We start from the raw sequence: 20,315 nt of genomic DNA, 5'->3' as shown, positions 1-20,315 counted from the left end.
CACAGTACCTTGCAATACACGCATGGTGCGTACAACGTGTTTCCGCGAAATCATGGACTGCAATGTAGCAGGCGGTATTGTTTTATGCAAGGTACTGTTTTATGCACTGTTCCGGGTGATCTCGCGGAGATTGAAAGCTATGAAAGGATCGCGTGGAAAGCCCGTTGCGGGCGGACCGGGAGTCGGAAAACCATTCGGCCCCATGCGCGAAGCATGATTAACAGGAAGCGGCGGGCGCCCGGCGTTCCAGCGCAGATAAATGGCGGATCGACGCTACAATTCCCGCCACGTTACGTGGCGATGCCGGCGACCCGCGCACACGACCGCTGCGTCACGGATTGCAACCGCAACGCACTGACCAAGCAGAGCGTCCCCTATGCCCGCGGCTCAACAGATTCCAGCCGGTTCGTACAACGGCCGCCTCGCCGGTCTGCCCATCGTTCTGCACTGCGCGTGGAGCGACGCGGGCCAGTTGACGCTCACGTTCGACAGCCCCGACCAGGGCGCATACGATCTCGCGTGCACGATTGCCGATACGCCTGGGCGCACGCTCGAATTCACGGTGCCCGCAGCGAACGCGAGCTGGTCCGGCGCGCTGGAAGCCGACGACGTGACATTGGCCGGCAAGTGGACGCAAGGCATCGCCAGCACGCTCAAACTTGTGCGCGATACGTTCGTGGCATCGGCGCGACCATCGCGTTTCGACGGCATCTGGCACGGCATTACCCGTGAAAAACACCGACGCATAATCCGTCACAGAAAAATTCGAAAAAGAATTCAAACCGATGAAGTACAACACCGACTTTTCTCGCGCGACCTTGGGCGTGCTTTTATTTTCTGTCATTTCGTCGGCGCATGCCGGATGGTACGACGTTCAAAACTACGCGGGAACCATCGGCGACCTGCCTGTGCATCTGTCGATTCAAATGAGCGACAATTCGCGTGAATCACACGTGGACGGCAGTTACTATTACGACGCGCATCGAACGCCCATTCCGCTGCAAGGCAAACGACTCGCCGATGGCTCGCTGCAACTGTGCGAAGCCGGGGAGCCGGCCACGTTCGGCGATTCACCCAAAGTGCCGGAGGCATCGGCCACGCATCCGGTTCCTTGCCCTATCTCGCTCAGCGTGAACGGCGAGCAAGCATCGGGCGAGTGGCGCGACGGCAAAAAGAATCTGCCGATCTCGCTGCATCAGATTGGGAGTCTCAACGACACCGGCGATTCCCCTCGCCTTGGCGGCACGGTTGAAATTCCGATGTGGCATCACACGAAACACTATCTATTGCTGGGCGTGTACGAATCGGCCAGCAATTGCCCGCCTTCGATGTCCCGCTTGCGGCTCGTCGATATCAAAAGCGGACGCGTCGATAAAGAACTGAAATTCCCCTGTGGCACGGGCACCGTGTCCACCCCGATTTATGCCAACGTCTATCGCGCGCGAAATCCTCGCAACGTGACGGTCATATTCCAGGGCGGCTATCACGGCATGGGCGACGATCGGGATATAGCGGTCGAACGCTGATCAAGGCGCTATTCATTGCACGCCCTTCGCCCGTTCACAACCGTGAAGTATCCGACAAAATTGACAGCCATCGAATCGATGAGTTGTCTATTCAATTTCGATTGCATGATGGGCGCCGGACCCCGCCGCGCTTGCGTCGATTCGTCGCGAACGGTCCGCCAGCGCCCGCCCCGTCTGGCATGTGCCTCGCAGGAATAAGCTACTTCCTGCTCATTGGTAGGGAGAGAACACCGCGTCTGCTGTAATGATCGCCATCGCTGCTCAAGCACACGCAGCCCGTCCTCCTAAGGAAGCGAATCATTATGAGCCTCGACATCTTCTGGTTTTTGCCAACCTCCGGCGACACGCGATATCTCGGCAAATCCGACTCCGGCCGCGCGCCGACCAACGCGTACATGCGCCAGATCGCCGTCGCCGCCGACGAACTCGGCTACGACGGCCTCCTGATCCCCACGGGCAGCAGTTGCCTCGATCCGTGGGTCACGGCCGCGAGTCTCGCGCCGGTCACGCGACGCATCAAACTGCTGGTGGCGCTGCGCACTTCGCTGGGCAATGTGACGGCTTCCGCGCGTCAGGCGGCCACGCTCGACGAAGCGCTCGGCGGCCGGCTTTTGCTGAACGTCGTGCCGGGCGGCGATGCCTCGGAACTCGCCGCCGATGGCGTGTTCCTCTCGCATAACGAGCGCTACGAGCACGCCGGCGAATTCCTCACGGTGTGGCGCAGGCTGTTCGCGGAAAAGCAGGTCGATTTCGACGGCCGGCATATTCGCGTCGAGAAGGCGCAGAACCTCATCGAGCCGGTGCAGAAGCCGCATCCGCCTTTGTATTTCGGCGGCTCATCGGACGCGGCGCACGAAATCGCGGGCGAGCATATCGACACGTATCTGACGTGGGGCGAGCCGCCCGCAGCGGTGGCGGCGAAGTTCGCGGACGTTCGCGCGCGCGCCGCGAAATACGGCCGCAAGGTGCGCTTTGGGGTGCGTCTGCACGTGATCGTCCGGGAGACGAATGAAGAAGCGTGGGCCGCCGCTGACTCGCTGATCAGCAAGCTCACCGACGAAGACATCGCGCGCGCGCAGCAGAACTACGCGAATATGGATTCGGTGGGCCAGCGCCGCATGGCCGAACTGCATCAGGGCCGACGCGACAAGCTGGAGATCAGCCCGAACCTGTGGGCGGGCGTGGGCCTCGTGCGCGGCGGCGCGGGAACGGCGCTCGTGGGCGACCCGGCTACCGTGGCGGCGCGACTGCGCGAATATGCCGATGCGGGCGCGGAGTCCTTCGTGTTGTCCGGTTATCCGCATCTGGAAGAAGCGTGGCGTTTCGCCGAACTCGTTTTCCCGCTGCTGCCCGGCAAGCAGGCCGTCACGACGGCCGGCAACGTGCAGACTGGCGGCGCATTCGACGGCCGGGCCAGAGCCGCATCCTGATCGAAGCGTGCCCCCCGTGAGGGGCACACGCCCCTCACAAATACTCGACGTTCCCATCCACGCTAATCGCCTGCCCGGTGATATTGCGGCCCGCAGGCGAAGCAAGAAACAACGCCGTCGCCGCAATATCCTCCACCGTCACCATCCGCCGCAGCGAAATCTTCTTCAGATACGCTTCGCGCATCGTTTCGAACGCAATCCCCAACGCCTCGGCGCGCGCCGCGATGACGCGGTTCATCCGCTCGCCCTCCACCACGCCCGGCAGAATCGCATTCACCCGAATATCGCTCGGCCCGAGTTCGACCGCGAGTGACTTGACGAGTCCCACGATCGCCCATTTCGTCGACGCATAAGGCGTACGGAACGCATACCCGAGCCGCCCCGCCACCGAAGACAGCGCCACGATACTCGCGCAATCCGACGACGCCTTGAGCACCGGCACCGCGCGCCGCAGAAAATAAAACTGGCTGTCGAGATTCGTCGATACCGTACGCTCCCATTGTTCGGGGTCCAGATCTTCGACATTTCCCGTCGGGCCCGCAATGCCCGCGTTATTGACGAGCACATCGATGCCGCCCATCGCGCTCGCCGCCTCGTCGACGACGCGATCGACCTGTTCGCGCTTCGACACATCGGCCACGCTCGCCCGCAGCGCGGGATGGCGCGACTGCGCCGCTTCGACGGCAGCCGGGTCCACGTCGCAGATCACGACCTGCGCCTGCGCTTCGAGAAACGCATCGGCAATCGCCGCGCCGATGCCCGCCGCCGCGCCCGACACGAGCACCCGCAAACCGGGTCTCGGTTTCAGAAGATCCAACGTACCCATTCATGACCTCGTTCAGTGTTCTTTGGTGAATCATCCGGGCCGCGCCGGCGCGCGGCCGGATTCAAAGCGTCATGCCGCCCGACACTTCCAGCACCGCGCCGTTGATATAACTGGCTTCGTCGCTCGCGAGAAACGCGTAGACGTTGGCGATTTCCTCGGGCTGCGCGAGGCGGCCGAGCGGCACCTGGCTGCGCATCTTGTCGAGCACCGCGTCGGGCACCGTCGACAGAATCGGCGTATCGACGAAACCGGGCGCAACCGCATTCACGCGCACGCCCTTCGGCCCGAGTTCGCGACTCCACGTTTTCGTGAAGCCGATCACGCCGAACTTCGACGCCGCGTAATTCGTCTGCCCGTAATTGCCGTAAATGCCGACGACCGAACTCGCATTGAGCACGACGCCCGCGCCCTGCTCGACCATGATGTCGGCGACGATCTGCGTCGCGTTGAACACCGCGCGCAGATTCACGTCGATCACATCGTCGAACTGCTGGAGCGTCATCTTCTGCAGACGTGCATCGCGCGTGATGCCCGCATTGTTCACGAGCACGTCGATGCGGCCATGACGCGCGATCACGTCCGCGACCATCGCCCCCACGGCGTCCCGGTTCGCGACGTCGAGCACATAACCGTTGGCCTGCGCGCCCGCTTCGCGGCATGCGCTTTCCACCTGCGCCACGGCGTCCGCGTTCAGATCGCAGATCGCGACGACCGCGCCTTCGCGTGCGAACTTGCGCGCCGTTGCCGCGCCGATCCCCTGCCCCGCCCCCGTGACGATCGCCACCTTGCCCTTTAATCTCATACTGGTTCCCTGTTTGATACTGGATTGCGTGTGTATGACGTCAATGCTGCGCGCCACCGGCCGGCACCGCCAGTGACGGTCTGCCGCTTTCCTGGCGAATCACGCGGGCGAGCAGCGGCACGAGCGCGAGTCCGCCGATCGACGCCACGAGAATCACCGTGAAGCCGGCGTCGCTGCGGCCCGAGACCGCTTCCGCGAGACCGAACAGATAGGGTCCCGCGAATCCGCCCAGCAGGCCCAGCGTGTTGATGAAGGCGAGCGCCGCGGCGGCCTGGATGCCTTGCACGCGCTTCATGGCGATCGACCAGTACGAAGGCAGCACACCGCCGCCGAAGAACGCCGTGACGACGAGACACGCAATGCGCGCCGCCGGATCGTGGGCGCTCATATACGCAGCCGCGCCGACGACTGCGCCGCCCGTGAGCCAGGCGAGAAAACCGCAATCGCTCGACCCGCGCCGATGGATGCGCGGCAGCACGAGCACGCCGAGCAGAAAGCCCACGCCGACGCTCGCAGACAGCACGCCGACCATGAATGGCGACGTCACGTTCATCTGGTGAATCATGGCCGGTGCGAAGAAGTACAGGCCGACGAACGCCACCTGATTCAGAAAGTAGATGAGGCCGATCAGCACCGTGCTCGGACGCTTGAGCGCGGCGACCCAGTCGGCCGAGGTCAGGTCCGCATGACCGTGCGTATCGATGACCGCGCGGGTTTCCAGCACGCCTGCCTCGTCGGGCGTGAGCCAGCGCGCGTCGCGCGGACGATCGGGCAGCTTGAAATACAGCAGCACGCCGACCAGGATGCTCGGCAAGCCTTCGATCATGAACATCCACTGCCAGCCGCGCAGGCCGCCGAGTCCGGAGAGTTGCATCAGCGCGCCGCCGAGCGGACTGCCGATGACGAGCGCGAGCGCCGGCGCCGTGTAGATCCAGCCCACGGCCACCGGCCGGTCCTGCGTCGCGAACCACAGCGTCACCATGTACATCAGCGCGGGAAACAGCCCGGCTTCCGCGATCCCGAGCAGCACGCGCAGCCCGTAGAACGACCACGGTCCCTGCACGAACATCATGAGCGTCGAGAGCACGCCCCAGCTCACGGCAATGCGCGCGATCCAGCGGCGCGGCCCGAAACGGTGCGCGGCGAGATTGCTCGGCACTTCGAGCAGCGCATAGCCGATGAAGAAGATCCCCGCGCCCAGGCCATAGGCCGCCGCGTGAATGCCCACGTCGATCGCGAGTTGGGTTTTCGCGAGCGCAACGTTGGTGCGATCCAGAAACGACATGAAATAGATCGCGCACATCAAGGGAATGAGCCGCGCCATTGCCTTGCGCGTGGCCTGCCGATGCAACGCATCGGCGCTTTCGATACCGGAAGCGCTCGTCATAACCGTGTCTCCTGATTAACCGGCTTTTCTTGTCTTGTTGTGTCTGACTGCCATGAAACGCTGAACAACCCAAACGACCGCGCCGCAGCCTCAGGCCAGCGCGGCCTCGAACGACACCTTGTCGGCGCCCTTCAAACCCAGCATCGCTCGCGCTTCCGCCGGCGTCGCGATCTCGAACGACAGCTCTTCGAGAATCCGCCGGATCTTCGCGACCTGCTGCGCATTCGACTCCGCCTTGACGCCCTTCGACAGATACACGCTGTCCTCCAGACCGACGCGCACATTGCCGCCCATGATGGCCGCCATCGTCACGAGCGGCATCTGATGACGGCCCGCGCCGAGCACCGAGAACTGATACTGATCGCGGCCGAACAGCCGGTCCGCCGTCGTGCGCATGACGCTCATGTTCTCCGGGTCCGGTCCCATGCCGCCGAGGATGCCGAACACCGACTGAATGAAGAACGGCGGCTTCACGAGCCCTTCGTCGACGAAATGCGCGAGGTTGTACAGATGCCCGAGGTCGTAGCACTCGAACTCGAATCGCGTGCCGTGCTCGCCGAGTTCGAGCATGATCTTTTTGATGTCGCGGAAGGTGTTGCGGAAAATCATGTCCTCCATGCCTTCCACGAAGTCCTTTTCCCACCCGTAACGCCACGACGTCATCTTCTGCGCGAGCGGATGAATCGAAAAGTTCATCGAGCCCATGTTCAGCGAGCACATTTCCGGCTTCAGCAAACGCGGATAGGCGAGCCGCTCTTCGAGCGTCATGCGCGTGCTGCCGCCCGTCGTGATGTTGATGACGGCGTCGGTGGCCTGGGCGATATCGGGGACGAATTCGGCGAAGATGGCCGGGTCCGGCGTCGGCCGCCCGTCTTCAGGGTGGCGCGCGTGCAGATGGATAATCGCCGCGCCCGCGCGCGCCGCGTCGATGGCTTGCTCGCGGATCGAGGCGGGCGTCAGCGGAAGATGCTCGGACATCGACGGTACATGGGTCGCGCCCGTCACGGCACATGAAATGATGACCTTTCGGCTCGCTTCGCTCATCGCGTCTCCTGGTTCGATACGGCTTGTCTTGTGCTTGTCTTGTGCTTGTCTTGTGATAGCGATGGTAGTCGGGTAGGATCGCGCCGATAAGGTCATTTTCGGACATCCCGCCGTCCCTTGAGGACAAACTGGACACACTGAGGATTGGACATGGCATCGACCCGGCCACCGCTCAACGAGCGCATCTACGCGCCGTACAAAATCGCCGCGCTGGTGGAAGTGCTCTCGGAACAGGGCATTGCGCCCGCCGACAGCCTCAAGGGCACGGGCGTGGAGATCGGCGAAATCTACGATGCGTCGGTCATGACGTCGATCGGCCAGTACGCGACCGTGTGCCGGAATGCGGTGTCGCTCGCGTGCGACCCGGCTACGCCGTTCAAGGTCGGCAGGCGGCTGCATCTGTCCGCCTACGGCATGTACGGCTATGCGCTGATGTCGTGCCTCTCGCTGCGCGACTACTTCAAGCTGGGCGTGAAATACCATCGCCTCGCCACGCCCACGGTCACGATCGACTGGACCGAATACCCGGACCGGATGGTCTGGACCTTCCCCGATGCCTTCGTGTCGAGTCCCTCGCGCGAGCTGGGCGCGTTCATCATCGAGCAGCAGTACATGCAGCACGTCACGCATCTCCAGGACGTGGCCGGACACGACTGCCCGCCCGTGCGCGCGAGCTTTTCGTATCCCGCGCCGCCGCACGCCGATCTCTATCGCGAGTATCTGGGCTGCCCGTGCCTGTTCGGCGAACCGCAATGCGAACTGGTCTACGACAGCGCGATTCTCGATCAGAAGCCGCAGCTCGCGCACAAACTCACGGCCACGCTGCTGCAGGAAACCTGCGACCGTCTGATCGGGCAGGCGAAGACGTCCTCGGGCGTGGCCGGCGAGGTCTATCAGATCCTGATGAGCAAGCCCGGCGTGTTTCCGGGCATGGACGAAGTCGCGAATGCGATGCATCTGACGACGCGCACGCTGCGTCGTCGCCTGCTCGCGGAAGAGACCTCATTTCTGGCGATTCTCGACGACGTGCGCCGCTCGCTGTCGCTCGAATATCTCAAGACGACGCCGCTGAGCACGGACGATATTGCGATGCTGCTGGGGTTCAGCGACACGGCCAACTTCCGGCGGGCGCTCAAGCGATGGACAGGCAAAGGGCCCGGCGAACTGCGGGGAAATGGCGAGGCGTGACGCGCGTGACGGCGACGATCGCCGGAAGGAACGATAAGGGACGGTAAGGCGTGCGTCGCGGTGGAAGCGTCCGCAGCGGGGTCTTGCAGGTCGTGCGGCCGCTTGCGTCTGTCGACGTGCGCGGCCGCTGTGACGCTCAGGGACGCGGCGCGCCCTTCTTGTCGGCGCCTTCGAAGCGCGGCGGCTTATTAGCGCGCTCGACGTCTTCTTCGAGGCTCGCGTGCAGTGTCGCGATAGCGGCGGCCGGATCGGCCGGCTTCAGCTGCTCGCGGGCGAGCGCATCGTACGTAAAGCGACGCACGACCGGATCATGCGACTTGTCCAGCACTTCGTGATAGACCTGCACGATCTCATCGGGGTGGCCCGAGAGGCTGTAAAGGCGGCGCAGTTGCTCAAGATCGTTGATGACATCGAAGCCCGGACCGGGGAACGGCGGGTGCATGCCCGGCTCACCCGCGAAGGCCGGACCGCCATGCGGCGGCGGCGGCAACGGTTCGTCCGCGCGCGCTTGCAGCGACACGGCCGCCGCAATCGCGATCGAAGCGACAGCAAACAGGTTTTTTTTCATGTGTGATTTCCTCTTGTTCGAAACAGCTAATCGGTCAGCGTTTGAACAATAAGGCTTTCACGATGTCAGGCAGCATTCTGAAAAATCCCGTAACGTTACCCCGTGTTTCGATGGTAAGAATTGGCCGACCTGCATATTTCTATCGTGGCGGTCAATGAAAATATGAGGCTGATCGAAGGGTGTTCCGGTCACATCGCTGTCACCTTCTGGCGGCAACCAACGAAAAAACAAACAGGAGAAACGGCTGGTGGCGGATCGCACTGAAATACTCACGGCGCGTCTGCGTCTGCGCCGGGCGCGTCGCAATGACGCCGTCGCGCTATTCGAGAACTACACGGGAAACGTGGACTGTTCGCGCTTTCTCCAGCGCCTGCCTCACGCGGACGTGGCCCGCACCGAGGCGATGATCGACAACTGGTGCAAGCAAGACTGGGAACGGCCGGATACGCCATTTTCGTGGGTCATCAGCACACGCGAGGACGACGAGGCAATCGGCATTTTTCTCGCGATTCCCGAGGGCCACAAGACCGAAATCCACTTTGGCATCGGCAAGCGCTTCTGGGGCCGCGGATTCGTCGCCGAAGCCGGTGCGGCGGCGCTGTCATCGCTGTGGCGCGCGCCGCATACGCAAAGAATCTGGACCGTATGCGACGTGGAAAACACGCGCTCGCAGCGCGTGCTCGATAAACTGGGATTCCAGCACGAAGGGATGTTGCGCAAATGGCTCCGGCTTCCGGCGTTCGGCGAGATCGCGCGGGATTGCCACGTCTACGCCAGCACAGCGCATCGGGACTGATCGCCCCGCGCGACAACGACCGCGAAATCCGCCCGCGCAACCTCGGGAACGCAGAATGCGCCGATAACGAGGTTTCAACTACCGGAGCGCAAAATCATGTCCCATCGACTCAAGACTGGCGATCGCGTGACGTGGAACACCCCGCAAGGCATGACGACTGGCACGGTTGTCCGCAGAATCATCCGCGACACGGAGCTTGACGGACACAACGTCGCTGCGTCGAAGGAAGACCCGCGTTACGAGGTCGAAAGTGAAAAGAGCGGCGAGCACGCGGTCCATCGCCCCGAAGCGCTGGAAAAGGTGCACAAGCACTGACCTGCACCGCATGACGCTGTCGAACGCGTGAATTGGGCCTCTGTACGAGGCCCAATTTCGTCTTTGCGCTCGCTGCGCGCGCAACGACTCGATCCTCGTTCGCCCACACGCGCATTTCGCCCTCGCCGCGATTCACCCCGAGCGACGCAATCTGCCGCGCCACCATGTTGCGCCCGATGGTCTTGTACACCTCCAGTTTCGCGGCGCCGCCGCTCGCGCGCGCAAGATGCGCACCGCGTGCTCCACGGCCACGTCCTGTCGTGCGACGGGTTTGTGCGCCTGGCTATACACCTTCTGCCGGGCGATCCACGCGCGACCATGCACGTCCCGGTGCGAAACGCGCCCGCGCTTTTCATAGTCGATGTCGTAGTCATGCGGCTGCGCGCCGCTCCGTTCGACGCGTACGCACCTGAATCAGTGATTCACATTCGGATCGCTAGTTACGTTGCACGGCGCCGCGCGCTACCGTTTCGAGCGGCTCCGTGATCGTCAGCAGAATCACGAAAGTGAACGCCGAGATCACCGACATAAAGCCGAATACGTAGTCCCAGCCTAAATGATCGAGCAGCAGACCCGCGATAAACGGCGTGGCCGCACCGCCAAGCTGGCCGCCCATATTGACGATGGCATTCGCAAGCGGGAACTTCTCTTTCGCGACAAACGACGTCGGATAGACCATATACGCGGAGAATCCAATACTCAGCGCGACACCAGCCATAAAGATCAGGAATCCATACAATACCGGCGAAGCAGGCGATTGAATCAGGACGATCATCATCAGCGCGGTCGCCACGGCGGAGAACATCATGCCGGGCTTGCGCCGCTTGCCGAGCGCGCGATCCGAAAGCCAGCCACCGAGAATGTTACCGACCACCGCGCCCACCCACGGCGCCGCCGCCACGAAACCCGTACCGGCCACGCTGAACTTCTTCACGTTGAGCAGATAAGTCGGAATCCACGCGAGCATCACGCTCGAAATTCCGAGCTGGCAGCAATAGCCAAGCGCGCAGCCGTAGATATTCCACGAGGTCACCACAGCACGCGTCGTTTCGAGCGGTTTCTCGCTGCGCACGCGCGTGATCCGGTCGAGCCAGGGCATCGCTTTCGTGCGCTCGATGCGCATGGCCGTCCCCGCCTTCGGGCTTGCCGCGTCGATCAGTTCGCGCTCCGCTTCGTTCACGCCGCGGCTGTCGGCCGGTTTGTCGGCGACCATTAAATACCAGACGATCGAAAACAGCACGCCCGGCATCGCGAACACCAGGAAGATCGCTTGCCAGCCCCACACCGAAATAATCGCCACGCCGAGAATGGGCGTAATGACCGGCCCGAATTTCACGGACGACAGAAACAAACCCGACGCGGTGCCTTTCTCTTTCGCCGGAAACCAGCTATTAATCGTCGCCGCAATGCCGAGTGGCAGCGGGCCTTCGGCGAAACCGAGCGCGAGACGGCACAGCTTGAGCGAAAAGAGCGAGCCGACGACGCCCGTCATCGCCGTCGCGATCGAAGTCAGGATCATCGAAATCGGCAGCGCGCGACGCACGCCGAAGCGTGAAATGATCAGCGCCGACGGCAATTGCGCCAACGCATACGCGATCAGGAAAACGCTGACGAGCGCGCCGGCCTCGGCGTTGGTCATCGAGAATTCCTTGCGCAGAAACGGCAGCGCAATGCCGAGGTTCGCGCGATCGGCGGCGGCAATCGTATAGATCAGGAAAAAGAGGGTCGCGACCACCCAACGATAGCGCGTGGGACGCGCCGAAGCCGCCAGGGCATTCGACGCGGGCAATGCCGTGTCTTTTCTCATGTGTCTCGCTCCATTTTTTCTATTCTGGCGTGACCCGTCCGGGTCCGCTTTGTCGACTCGACGAAGTGCAACTCGAACTAGGTCAGATCGAAACGGCGCAAGGTTGATTCCAGCCCCAGCAGTTCGACCGTCGTCGCGCCCTCGCGAATCTTCGCCCGGAACGCCAGCTCCTTTTCCTCGCGCGCCCGGCTCACTTCGACCACGCGCGCGACATCGTGCTGCGGCACGACCACCACGCCGTCGATATCGCCGACGACGATGTCGCCCGGTTGAATCTGCACGTCGCCAATCGTGATCGGCACGTTCAGCCGTCCCGGCTGATTCTTGCCCGTGCCCTTGATGCAGAGCCCGCGCGCAAATACAGGAAAACCCTGCTCGATGATCGTGCGCGCATCGCGCACCGCGCCGTGAATCACGAGCCCCGCCAACCCTTTCTGCAGCGCGAGTTCGGTGAACACGTCGCCCCAGGGACCGGCTTCGAGAAAGCCCTTCGCGTCGACGACCAGCACATCGCCCGGCTTCACTTTCAGCATGGCGTAATGCAGCATCAGGTTATCGCCGGGACGCGTGTCCACGGTGACGGCCGGGCCTGCCACGCACATCGAGGGATGGATGGGTTTGATGCCGCTGTCGAGCGCGCCATAGGCGCCCTGGGCTTCGTAGACGGTTGCGCTGCCAAGGGCGCGCAGCGCCGCGATCAGGTCGGTAGATGTCTCGTGACTGCTCATGTTCGATTTTTGGAATTTGATCGTGCTGCTAGTTTTAGATAAAGTTTCAGCAACATCAAACATCGTTTTCTGAGCCTTAGTTCAATAAAAATGAATCTTCGCCAGGTTCGCTACTTCTGTGCGGTGGTCGAGGCGGGCAGCGCGTCGGGCGCCGCCGACGCCCTGTACGTCGCGCCGACCGCCATCAGCATGCAGTTGTCCCAACTCGAAGCGCACCTGGGCGGCGAACTGTTAGATCGCTCGCGCCGGCCGATGGAACTCACGTCGCTCGGCAAATATTTCTATCCGCGCGCCAAGGAACTGCTCTCGCATTTCGGCCGGCTCGACGACGAGGCGCGAGGCATCGCATCGGGGCAGCGAGGCTGGCTCGGCATCGGCTTCGTGCGTTCGGTCGCGTATTCGATCCTGCCCGCGGCCGTGCGGCGTTTCCGTGAAAGCTGTCCCGATGTGCATCTCGATCTCGTCGAAGCGCTCTCCGAATATCAACCCGAGCGCTTGCGGCAAGGCCGGATCGATCTCGGCATTGCGCGTTTTATCGGCCCGCTCGATCCCAATCCGGATCTCGACTACACCGTCATGCTCAACGAGCCGTTCGTCGCCGTCGTGCCGGTAGGCGATCCACTGGCGAAGCAGCGTTCGGTCACGGCGGCCGAACTCTCGCGTCTGCCGTTCATTCACTACCCGAAAGACTCGCGAAGCCCGTTCGGTCAGCAACTGCTGGCCGCGTTGAAGGCGGCCGGCGGCGATCCGCGCGTCGCGCACGAAGCGATCGAAATTCATACGGCGCTCGCGCTCGTCGGTGCGGGTTTGGGCGCGACTTTGGTCGGGCGATCGACGGCGAAAAACAATCGACGCGATGTGCGCTTCATTCCGGTCAAGGATCTCGATCTGCGCACGAAGCTGGTCATGATCACGCGCGCGGGCGACGACAATCGGCTGATTGCGACGTTTCGTGAAGCGCTGTCGGCAACACGCAGGGGCTAGGATTCGAGCGTCGCGAGTCGAACCGCCAGCACGTCGATGGATCATTCCTCGTTGCAAGCAGCGCGGATTGACTCGCGCGCGATGCCTGGCAAACGGTCATCGTCGAATACGGCCAAGCACAATCGCGAGACCCGCCGTCACGGCGAGCGCAACAGCCAGTGTCATCAACCCGGCCGTAAACGATCCCGTCATTTCCTTGACGACACCCACCATCGCCGGTCCCGCAAAACCCGCGCAATTGGCCACGGCGTTGATGACCGCGATGCAACCCGCCGCCGCCGCGCCCGAGAGGAAAGTCGGCGGAATCGCCCACAATGCCGTGCGTGCGATATTCACGCCAATCATCGCAATCGTGATGCCGACGAGCGCGACGCCGACCGAATCCGAAACGGCCGACACCACGAAACCCAACGCCGCCACCGCCGAACTCATCGTCAGGCTCGCGGCGTAATCGCGGCCCTTGTCCATCCATCGCGCGGCCACGACCATCGCCAGCCCGGCGCACGCGTAAGGAATCGTCGAGAGCATGCCGGTCCGGAACAGACCCAGCCCTTCACGATTGATGATCTGCGGAAGCCACATGCCGATCCCCGCGATGCCGGTCGAGAGCGTGAACAGCGCGAGCGTCAACAGCAACACGCGCGGATCGGCGACGGCGCTGCGAAAACTTTGCGTACTGCTCGCCGTCACTTCGCTTTCCAGTTGATTCACCAGCGCGCCGCGCTCTTCGTGACTGAGCCACGTGGCGTCCTTTGGCGAATTGGACAGCACGGCCCACGCCCAGATGCCGAGCACCGTCGCCGGCAAACCCTGCGCAATAAACAGCCATTGCCAGCCCGAGAGCCCCATGAATGCGTGAATGCTCAGCAGCGCACCCGAAAGCGGGCCGCCGATGACGGACGCGAGCGGAATCCCTAGCGTGAACCACGCAAGCACGCGCACGCGATACGCACGCGGAAACCACGAAGTCAGATAGAACGCAACGCCGGGAAAGAAGCCCGCTTCGGCCACGCCGAGTATCAAACGAAGCGCGTAAAACGAATGAGGACCGACGGCAAACGCCATCGCGGCCGAGAGCACGCCCCACGTCACCATGATGCGCGACAGCCAGAGACGCGCGCCGAATCGATGCAAGGCCAGATTGCTCGGCACTTCGCACAACGCGTAGCTGACAAAGAAAAGACCCGCGCCCCAACCGAATTGCGCCGACGTGAGCCCGAGATCGTGATTCATCGTCAATGCGGCGAAGCCCACATTGATACGGTCGAGATAGCTGAAGATATAGCCGAGCAATAAAACCGGCAGCAAGCGAATCGACGCCTTTCGCACGGCGCGCTCACACAATTGCGCCTGTTCCTGCACGTCCGGCGCTGCGACGCTCATATCGGCACGCCCTGCGTGGGGCAGCGCATAAGATGAAGTGGACTTCATCCGGTCTCCTGTTTATGAATGTGTTTCGTCGACTAAAAGCGATAAAGCGCAGCGGCGTTATCAACGAGAATCCGTTCGCGTGTGGATTCGTCTTGCGCCCATTCGCGCAAATAGTCGAATTGCTCGGCGTCGTCCGGTAACGATGCGGCGGCGGGATGCGGCCAGTCGCTTCCCCAGACGAGGCGATCGGCGCGATGCTCGACCAGCGCGCGGCCAATCTCAACGATGCTGGCGCGCGTCGCTTGCGCGTCGAGATAGGCGCCGCTGAGTTTCACCCACGTCCGCCCGTTGTCGAGCAACGCGAGCAGCGTGCGGAACGCCGGTTGCGATACGCCTTCGTTAAAGCGCACGCGTCCGAAATGATCCATGACGACATCGCACGGCAGACGCGCGAGCGTCGCCGCCAGCCCGGGCAATTGCGCGCCGTTCACGTGGATCTCAAGATGCCAGCCGCGCTCCGCGAGCGCAGGCGCCAGCGACACGGCATCGCGCAGCGCATCCGTGCCCGAGCGAACCAGATTGAAACGCAGGCCCACGATGCCGCCTGCGCTCAGTTCGTCGAGGTCGCGTTCGCTCACCGCGCTGCTTACCGCGCTGCTCACCGTATTGCTCACGACGGCAATGCCGCGCGCGGTTTCGCGGGTATCTGCGATCGCGTCCAGCACGCAGGCATTGTCGAATCCATACGTCGAAGGCTGCACGAAAACGTTGCGCGTGGTGCCGAGCCGACGCTGCAGCGAACGGTAGTCAGAAAGGGATGCGGCGGGCGGCTTCAGATGCGCATCGGCGGCAACGGCGAAGCGCGGCGAATAGACATGCATGTGGCAATCGCACGCAAGATCCGGCGCTCTGAAATGCGGCGCGTCCGTTCCCGCGGAGAACGGCACGATGCCGGCCTGAATGGCGTCTCGCTCGCTCATGGCAGGCTCAGGCGCGGCAACGAGTCTTGCGGAATGGTGTACACCGCGTGCGCAACGGCGCGGAAGCGGTCGCAAGAACCCGGTCAATCATGGCTGTCTCCGTGGTGTATTTGCCGCCATTGTTCCGCCACGAATTCATAATGTCTATTGTTTAATTTTCAATAAACCATTCCCATAAGTTATATATTTTTCCGCGTATTTGCACGCGCAACGCCGCTTCGCATTAAACGCGCGTTATTCGTTCGGCGCGACCGAAGCGCCCTGAATGCCGTGACGCGCGAGCGCATCGGCCACGAAACCCGAGCGTTTCATCTCTTCGACAAACGTGCGCAATTCCGTCGCGGCCGCTTCGCCACGATGCTTCGCCACACCCATCGCCTGGCGGATCACCATGAAGCGCTCGTCGAGCAGACGCAAGCCGCCCACCTTCGCGGCATCGGCTTCGAGTTGCTGCTTCACGCCTGCCGCCACATCGAGCTGCTGCTCGATAAACGTCTGCACGACCGTCGGCGACGTAGGCGCGCGCACGATCTCAGCCGCCTTCAATTCGCGCGTGAGAAACAGATCGTAGGCGCTGCCCTTGCCTACGGCCATGCGATGGCGCGCGTCGTCCACCTGCGCGTTGCTGCGGATCGGCGAATCGTCGCGCACCAGATAAAAGCCTTCGATCAGCACATATGGCGAGGTAAAGGCGATCGTTTCGCCGCGTTTCGGATCGACGGCGAAAAAGCCGAAATCGGCGCGCTCGTCGCTGACCGCTTCGACCGATTTACCGGCTGCATCGAACACCACGAGTTCGAGCGGTGTGCCCAGCCGTTTCGCAAACGCCCGGGCGAGATCGATGGAGACGCCGAACGGCTCGCCCGTTTGCGGATCGCGATTGGCGAGAATCGGATTGCCGAGATTGATGGAGGCACGCAGCGTGCCGGTGGGGGCAAAGGCTTTGACGATATCGGGATGAATGGACATGGTGGTCAGGCCGCGTGATGCGCGCGTCGCACGGTCAGCGGCGTTCGAGGTTCGTGAATTCACGCATGCATTCGCGCATGCGCAAAGGCTGTGTCGACCGATATTAAAACAAACGGCGCACGTGGCTCACAAACCCTCGGCCTGACTCCCGCGCGTATATCAATCGGCGCGCGTCGGCGAGAATGCATCGGCGGCCGCCACCGTATCGAGCGCTTCACGCAGCAGCGCGATCTTGCCGTCGCGCGCAACGAGCCGCCCCGCGTACATCTGCCGATAGATTTTCCCCGTCGACGGCACGAGCGCTTCCACTTCATATTCGGCGAAAACCTGCTCCGGCGTTTCAATCAGATAGCGCACGTTCTTGAACTGGAAATCCGGCACTTTCGCAATCAGCGAAGCAATAAAACCTTCGATCGCTTTCGGTCCCTGCGCGCGTCCGTCGATGCCGAGCGATTTCAGATACGGCAGTTCCAGCACGCCATCGTCGGCGAATAATGCGGCGGCCGCATGCGGGTCGCGAATCGATGCGAGGTAAGCGGCAAGCAGTTGTTTAGCGTTGTTCATGATGGACTCTCGATATTCGTGTTGGTGGGGGCGTGTTATTGCAGACGCGTTTTCAATGCCGTCGCCATCTGCTGCATGGCGGCGCGCGTCGGGGCGTCGGCGGCGAGTACGTTGAGCAGGCCGAAATCGTGAATCGTGCCTTTGTACTGTGTGGTCGTGACGTCGTTGCCCGCCTGGTCGAGCCGATATCCATAGGCTTCGCCTTCGTCGCGCAACACGTCGAACTGCGCGGTCTGGATCAGCGCGGGCGGCAAGCCCTTCAACTCGTCGAGCGTGGCGCGCAGCGGCGAGGCATAGCGCTGCTTGCGCTCGCCTGCGTCGGTCGCGTCGGTGATATAGGCGTTCCAGAACCACTTCATCATGTCGCGGCTCAGGAAATAGCCGTTCTCGAAAGCCTCGTAAGAGGCGTTGTCGAATGCGTGGTCCGTCACCGGCCACATGAGGCCCTGGAAGCGGATGGCCGGGCCGTTGCGGTCCTTCGCCATCTGACTCACGACGGCGGCCATGTTGCCGCCCACGCTGTTGCCGACGACCGCCAGCCGTGCGCCATCGACGCCGAGTTCCTCGCCATGCGCGGCCACCCATTTCGTCGCGGCGTAAGCCTGATTGATCGCGACCGGATAGCGCGCTTCGGGCGACGGCGTGTAGTCGACGAACACGGCCGCCGCGCCCGACTGCACCACGAGGTCGCGCACGAGACGCTCATGCGTCGGGTAATCGCCGAGAATCCAGCCGCCGCCGTGGAAGAACATGAACACGGGCAGCACGCCTTGCGCATTCTGCGGCTTGACCACGACGAGCGGCACGCTCAGGCCATCCTGCTCGATCGTGCGGCGCGTGACCTCGATGCCCGAGACGTCCACTTCCACACTGCGCTGGGCGCCGGCCAGGACTTCGCGCGCTTCGGCGGGCGTGAGCGTTTCGATGGCCGGACCGGTGCCGCTGTTGAGTGCCGCGAGGAAGGCGACCGTGGCGGTGTCGGGCGTGTTCGGGGTGGCTTGCGTGGTCATCGTGATTCTCCTTTCGTGTGGTTGAGTGGCCGGCGACTTCATGTCGTGCAGCCGATGGAAAGGAGAATACGGATCCGGAGATATTTGCGAAATAGAAGTGTTTGAAACCCATCATTGCATAAATGCAATGATGGGGCGTCCCCTTATGGCTTGGGCCATCGCCACGTCGGATCGGAAAGATGCTCGGCGAAGTAATCGGACAGCGCCGCCACCTTCGCGGGCCGCGCGCGTGCCGACGGCGTGACGAAGTACAGGCCGCCCCTGGTCAGCGACCAGTCGGTGAGAATCGCCTCGAGGCGGCCATCGGCCAGATATTCGCCCGCGATGAATTCCGGCAACTCGGCAATCGCCAGCCCATCCAGAAGCGTAGGCAGCAGCGCATCGGAGTTCGTCACGCGCAGCGGGCCGGTCGGCATGACCGGCTCTTCCTCGCCCGCGTCGTTCGTGAAGCGCCAGACATCACTACGCGCGCGATACGCGTACGAGAGACACGGCCGATCCGCCAGCTCGCGCGGATGCGTGGGCCGCCCTTCGCGCTTCAGATACTCGGGCGACGCCACCACGAACTGCGTGACCGCGCACAGCCGCCGCGCCACCAGCGACGAATCGGGCAACGCGGCGATCCGCAGCGCGGCGTCGAAGCCATCGGCAACCAGATCGACCGACGCATCCGAGAGATGCAGGTCGATCGACACTGCCGGATACGCGCGGAAGAAACCCGGCAGCAGCGGCGCGACCCAGCGCAAGCCGAACGACATCGGCACGGCAAGCCGCACCAGCCCGCGCGGTTGCACCGACATTTCGCGCGCGGCGCTTTCCGCCTCCTCGGCCTGGCGGTAAATCTCGCCCGCCTTCTCGCAGATCGTGCGGCCGAACTCGGTCAGCGCCAGCTGGCGCGACGTGCGGTTAAAGAGCCGCGCGCCCAGCCGGTCCTCCAGACGCGCCACGCCGCGCGAGACCGTCGCCACCGACACGCCCATCGCGCGCGCCGCCGCCGCGAACGAGCCCTCCTCGGCGACCTTCGCGAACATCGCCAGTCCTTCGAAATCAGGCAGCTTCGCCATTTCCCCTCATCTTTTCATTTCTGCAACGTTGGATTGCAATCAATTCTATTTCGAAAAGACCGGCCCGTCGATATTCTTCTCACATCGCAGCACGCAACACCCAACCCAAACATCCACTGAACGAAACACAAGGAGCTTCACCATGGCACGCAAACTCGACAACAAGATCGCCCTCGTCACCGGCGCAACCAGCGGCATCGGCCTCGCCACCGCCCAGCGCTTCGCCGCCGAAGGCGCGCACGTCTACCTCACGGGCCGTCGTCAGGCCGAACTCGATGCCGCCGTCAAGAGCATCCGCGAAGCGGGCGGCCAGGCGACCGGCGTACGCGTCGATTCGACGAAGCTGAACGAACTCGACGCGCTCTACGCCCAGATCAAGGAGGAGCACGGCCATCTGGACGTGCTGTTCGCGAACGCAGGCGGCGGCTCGATGCTGCCCTTCGGCAACATCACCGAAGAACATTTCGACGACACCTTCGATCGCAACGTGAAAGGTGTGCTGTTCACGGTGCAAAAGGCGCTGCCGCTGCTGACGAAGGGCGCAGCGGTGATTCTCACGGGCTCGACGGCGGGCAGCGCGGGCACGGCGGCGTTCAGCGTGTATGCGGCGTCGAAGGCGGCGGTGCGTTCGTTCGCCCGCAACTGGATTCTCGATCTCAAGGACCGCCAGATCCGCGTGAATACGATCAGCCCCGGCGCGACCCGCACGCCCGGCCTGCTCGACCTGGCCGGCGACGACGCCGCCCAGCGCCAGGGTCTGGCCGACTATCTGGCCGCGCAGATCCCGATGGGCCGTCTGGGCGAGCCGAACGAAATCGCCAGCGCCGCGCTGTTCCTCGCCTCGGACGACGCGAGCTTCGTGAACGGCGTCGAACTGTTCGTCGATGGCGGCCAGCAGCAGATCTGAGTGTGATGCGGGCGCATTCGGGGCGCGCGGGAATCGAGCGCGCCCTGCC

At 63.0% G+C, this 20,315-nt stretch carries 21 protein-coding genes; 8 read left to right on the top strand and 13 right to left on the bottom strand.

Annotation, left to right across the window (positions count from 1 at the left end; all coding sequences use genetic code 11):
• The first annotated feature begins 376 nt into the window (after positions 1 to 376).
• From G5S35_RS39630 to ssuD, 3 genes are all read left to right on the top strand, one after another.
• Positions 377 to 946, top strand: a complete 570-nt coding sequence (locus G5S35_RS39630) for a hypothetical protein (RefSeq protein ID WP_237181581.1) — start codon at positions 377 to 379, stop codon at positions 944 to 946.
• On the top strand, positions 843 to 1,526 hold the full coding sequence (locus G5S35_RS29420) for a hypothetical protein (RefSeq protein WP_237181760.1): 684 nt from the start codon (positions 843 to 845) through the stop codon (positions 1,524 to 1,526). The genes G5S35_RS39630 and G5S35_RS29420 overlap by 104 nt, the downstream gene beginning before the upstream one ends.
• A 302-nt stretch (positions 1,527 to 1,828) precedes the next feature.
• The gene (gene ssuD / locus G5S35_RS29415; RefSeq protein WP_065061590.1) at positions 1,829 to 2,956 is read left to right on the top strand and encodes an FMNH2-dependent alkanesulfonate monooxygenase; all 1,128 of its coding nucleotides are present in this window, start codon (positions 1,829 to 1,831) and stop codon (positions 2,954 to 2,956) included.
• 34 nt (positions 2,957 to 2,990) lie between these two features.
• Here ssuD and G5S35_RS29410 read toward each other — a convergent pair whose 3' ends face one another.
• From G5S35_RS29410 to kce, 4 genes are all read right to left on the bottom strand, one after another.
• On the bottom strand, positions 2,991 to 3,782 hold the full coding sequence (locus G5S35_RS29410) for an SDR family oxidoreductase (RefSeq protein ID WP_074983423.1): 792 nt from the start codon (positions 3,780 to 3,782) through the stop codon (positions 2,991 to 2,993).
• 61 nt (positions 3,783 to 3,843) lie between these two features.
• Complete coding sequence (gene fabG, locus G5S35_RS29405; protein WP_065061592.1) at positions 3,844 to 4,584, bottom strand: 3-oxoacyl-ACP reductase FabG; 741 nt, start codon at positions 4,582 to 4,584, stop codon at positions 3,844 to 3,846.
• Between the two features lie 40 nt (positions 4,585 to 4,624).
• The gene (locus G5S35_RS29400) at positions 4,625 to 5,971 is read right to left on the bottom strand and encodes an MFS transporter (RefSeq protein WP_183039648.1); all 1,347 of its coding nucleotides are present in this window, start codon (positions 5,969 to 5,971) and stop codon (positions 4,625 to 4,627) included.
• A 90-nt stretch (positions 5,972 to 6,061) separates the two neighbouring features.
• Positions 6,062 to 7,015, bottom strand: a complete 954-nt coding sequence (gene kce, locus G5S35_RS29395; RefSeq protein ID WP_074983420.1) for a 3,5-dioxohexanoate:acetyl-CoA acetone transferase — start codon at positions 7,013 to 7,015, stop codon at positions 6,062 to 6,064.
• Positions 7,016 to 7,165: 150 nt separating this feature from the next.
• Here kce and G5S35_RS29390 point away from each other — a divergent pair, with 150 nt between their 5' ends.
• Positions 7,166 to 8,203, top strand: a complete 1,038-nt coding sequence (locus G5S35_RS29390) for an AraC family transcriptional regulator (protein WP_065061595.1) — start codon at positions 7,166 to 7,168, stop codon at positions 8,201 to 8,203.
• A gap of 136 nt (positions 8,204 to 8,339) precedes the next feature.
• Here the strand turns inward: G5S35_RS29390 and G5S35_RS29385 are convergent, their stop codons facing one another.
• The gene (locus G5S35_RS29385; protein ID WP_065061596.1) at positions 8,340 to 8,771 is read right to left on the bottom strand and encodes a hypothetical protein; all 432 of its coding nucleotides are present in this window, start codon (positions 8,769 to 8,771) and stop codon (positions 8,340 to 8,342) included.
• 247 nt (positions 8,772 to 9,018) lie between these two features.
• On the opposite strand from G5S35_RS29385, the gene G5S35_RS29380 reads away from it, so the two are divergent.
• Both G5S35_RS29380 and G5S35_RS29375 read left to right on the top strand, forming a co-directional pair.
• Complete coding sequence (locus G5S35_RS29380) at positions 9,019 to 9,567, top strand: GNAT family N-acetyltransferase (RefSeq protein WP_161495570.1); 549 nt, start codon at positions 9,019 to 9,021, stop codon at positions 9,565 to 9,567.
• Positions 9,568 to 9,663: 96 nt separating this feature from the next.
• Positions 9,664 to 9,882, top strand: a complete 219-nt coding sequence (locus G5S35_RS29375; RefSeq protein WP_065061598.1) for a hypervirulence associated TUDOR domain-containing protein — start codon at positions 9,664 to 9,666, stop codon at positions 9,880 to 9,882.
• Between the two features lie 436 nt (positions 9,883 to 10,318).
• Here G5S35_RS29375 and G5S35_RS29370 read toward each other — a convergent pair whose 3' ends face one another.
• Entirely contained in the window at positions 10,319 to 11,689 is a 1,371-nt protein-coding gene (locus G5S35_RS29370) for an MFS transporter (protein WP_183039647.1), read from the bottom strand.
• A 77-nt stretch (positions 11,690 to 11,766) separates the two neighbouring features.
• Positions 11,767 to 12,417, bottom strand: a complete 651-nt coding sequence (locus G5S35_RS29365; protein WP_065061600.1) for a 4-carboxy-4-hydroxy-2-oxoadipate aldolase/oxaloacetate decarboxylase — start codon at positions 12,415 to 12,417, stop codon at positions 11,767 to 11,769.
• 90 nt (positions 12,418 to 12,507) lie between these two features.
• On the opposite strand from G5S35_RS29365, the gene G5S35_RS29360 reads away from it, so the two are divergent.
• Positions 12,508 to 13,401 carry a LysR family transcriptional regulator gene (locus G5S35_RS29360; RefSeq protein ID WP_183039646.1) on the top strand — a complete coding sequence of 298 codons (894 nt, stop codon included), beginning with the start codon at positions 12,508 to 12,510 and terminating at the stop codon, positions 13,399 to 13,401.
• A gap of 96 nt (positions 13,402 to 13,497) precedes the next feature.
• On the opposite strand, the gene G5S35_RS29355 is transcribed toward G5S35_RS29360, so the two are convergent.
• The 6 genes from G5S35_RS29355 to G5S35_RS29330 form a co-directional block, all read right to left on the bottom strand.
• Positions 13,498 to 14,784 (bottom strand): MFS transporter, encoded by a 1,287-nt coding sequence (locus G5S35_RS29355; protein ID WP_183040041.1) that lies wholly within the window; start codon positions 14,782 to 14,784, stop codon positions 13,498 to 13,500.
• A gap of 80 nt (positions 14,785 to 14,864) precedes the next feature.
• Entirely contained in the window at positions 14,865 to 15,752 is an 888-nt protein-coding gene (locus tag G5S35_RS29350; protein WP_183039645.1) for an amidohydrolase family protein, read from the bottom strand.
• Positions 15,753 to 15,986: 234 nt separating this feature from the next.
• Entirely contained in the window at positions 15,987 to 16,721 is a 735-nt protein-coding gene (locus G5S35_RS29345; RefSeq protein ID WP_183039644.1) for an ABC transporter substrate-binding protein, read from the bottom strand.
• A gap of 159 nt (positions 16,722 to 16,880) precedes the next feature.
• A complete protein-coding gene (locus G5S35_RS29340) occupies positions 16,881 to 17,285 on the bottom strand; it encodes a nuclear transport factor 2 family protein (protein ID WP_074983411.1) in 405 nt (134 codons plus the stop codon).
• Between the two features lie 35 nt (positions 17,286 to 17,320).
• The gene (locus G5S35_RS29335; RefSeq protein ID WP_156773819.1) at positions 17,321 to 18,295 is read right to left on the bottom strand and encodes an alpha/beta hydrolase; all 975 of its coding nucleotides are present in this window, start codon (positions 18,293 to 18,295) and stop codon (positions 17,321 to 17,323) included.
• Between the two features lie 143 nt (positions 18,296 to 18,438).
• Complete coding sequence (locus tag G5S35_RS29330; protein WP_183039643.1) at positions 18,439 to 19,359, bottom strand: LysR family transcriptional regulator; 921 nt, start codon at positions 19,357 to 19,359, stop codon at positions 18,439 to 18,441.
• A gap of 142 nt (positions 19,360 to 19,501) precedes the next feature.
• Here G5S35_RS29330 and G5S35_RS29325 point away from each other — a divergent pair, with 142 nt between their 5' ends.
• A complete protein-coding gene (locus tag G5S35_RS29325) occupies positions 19,502 to 20,266 on the top strand; it encodes an SDR family NAD(P)-dependent oxidoreductase (RefSeq protein WP_183039642.1) in 765 nt (254 codons plus the stop codon).
• Positions 20,267 to 20,315: the final 49 nt, after the last annotated feature.

The organism is Paraburkholderia tropica, from assembly GCF_014171495.1.
Taxonomy (GTDB): Bacteria; Pseudomonadota; Gammaproteobacteria; order Burkholderiales; family Burkholderiaceae; genus Paraburkholderia; species Paraburkholderia tropica.
The sequence above is the reverse complement of the archived record's forward strand: the minus strand, read 5'-3'. Positions and strand labels throughout refer to the sequence as shown.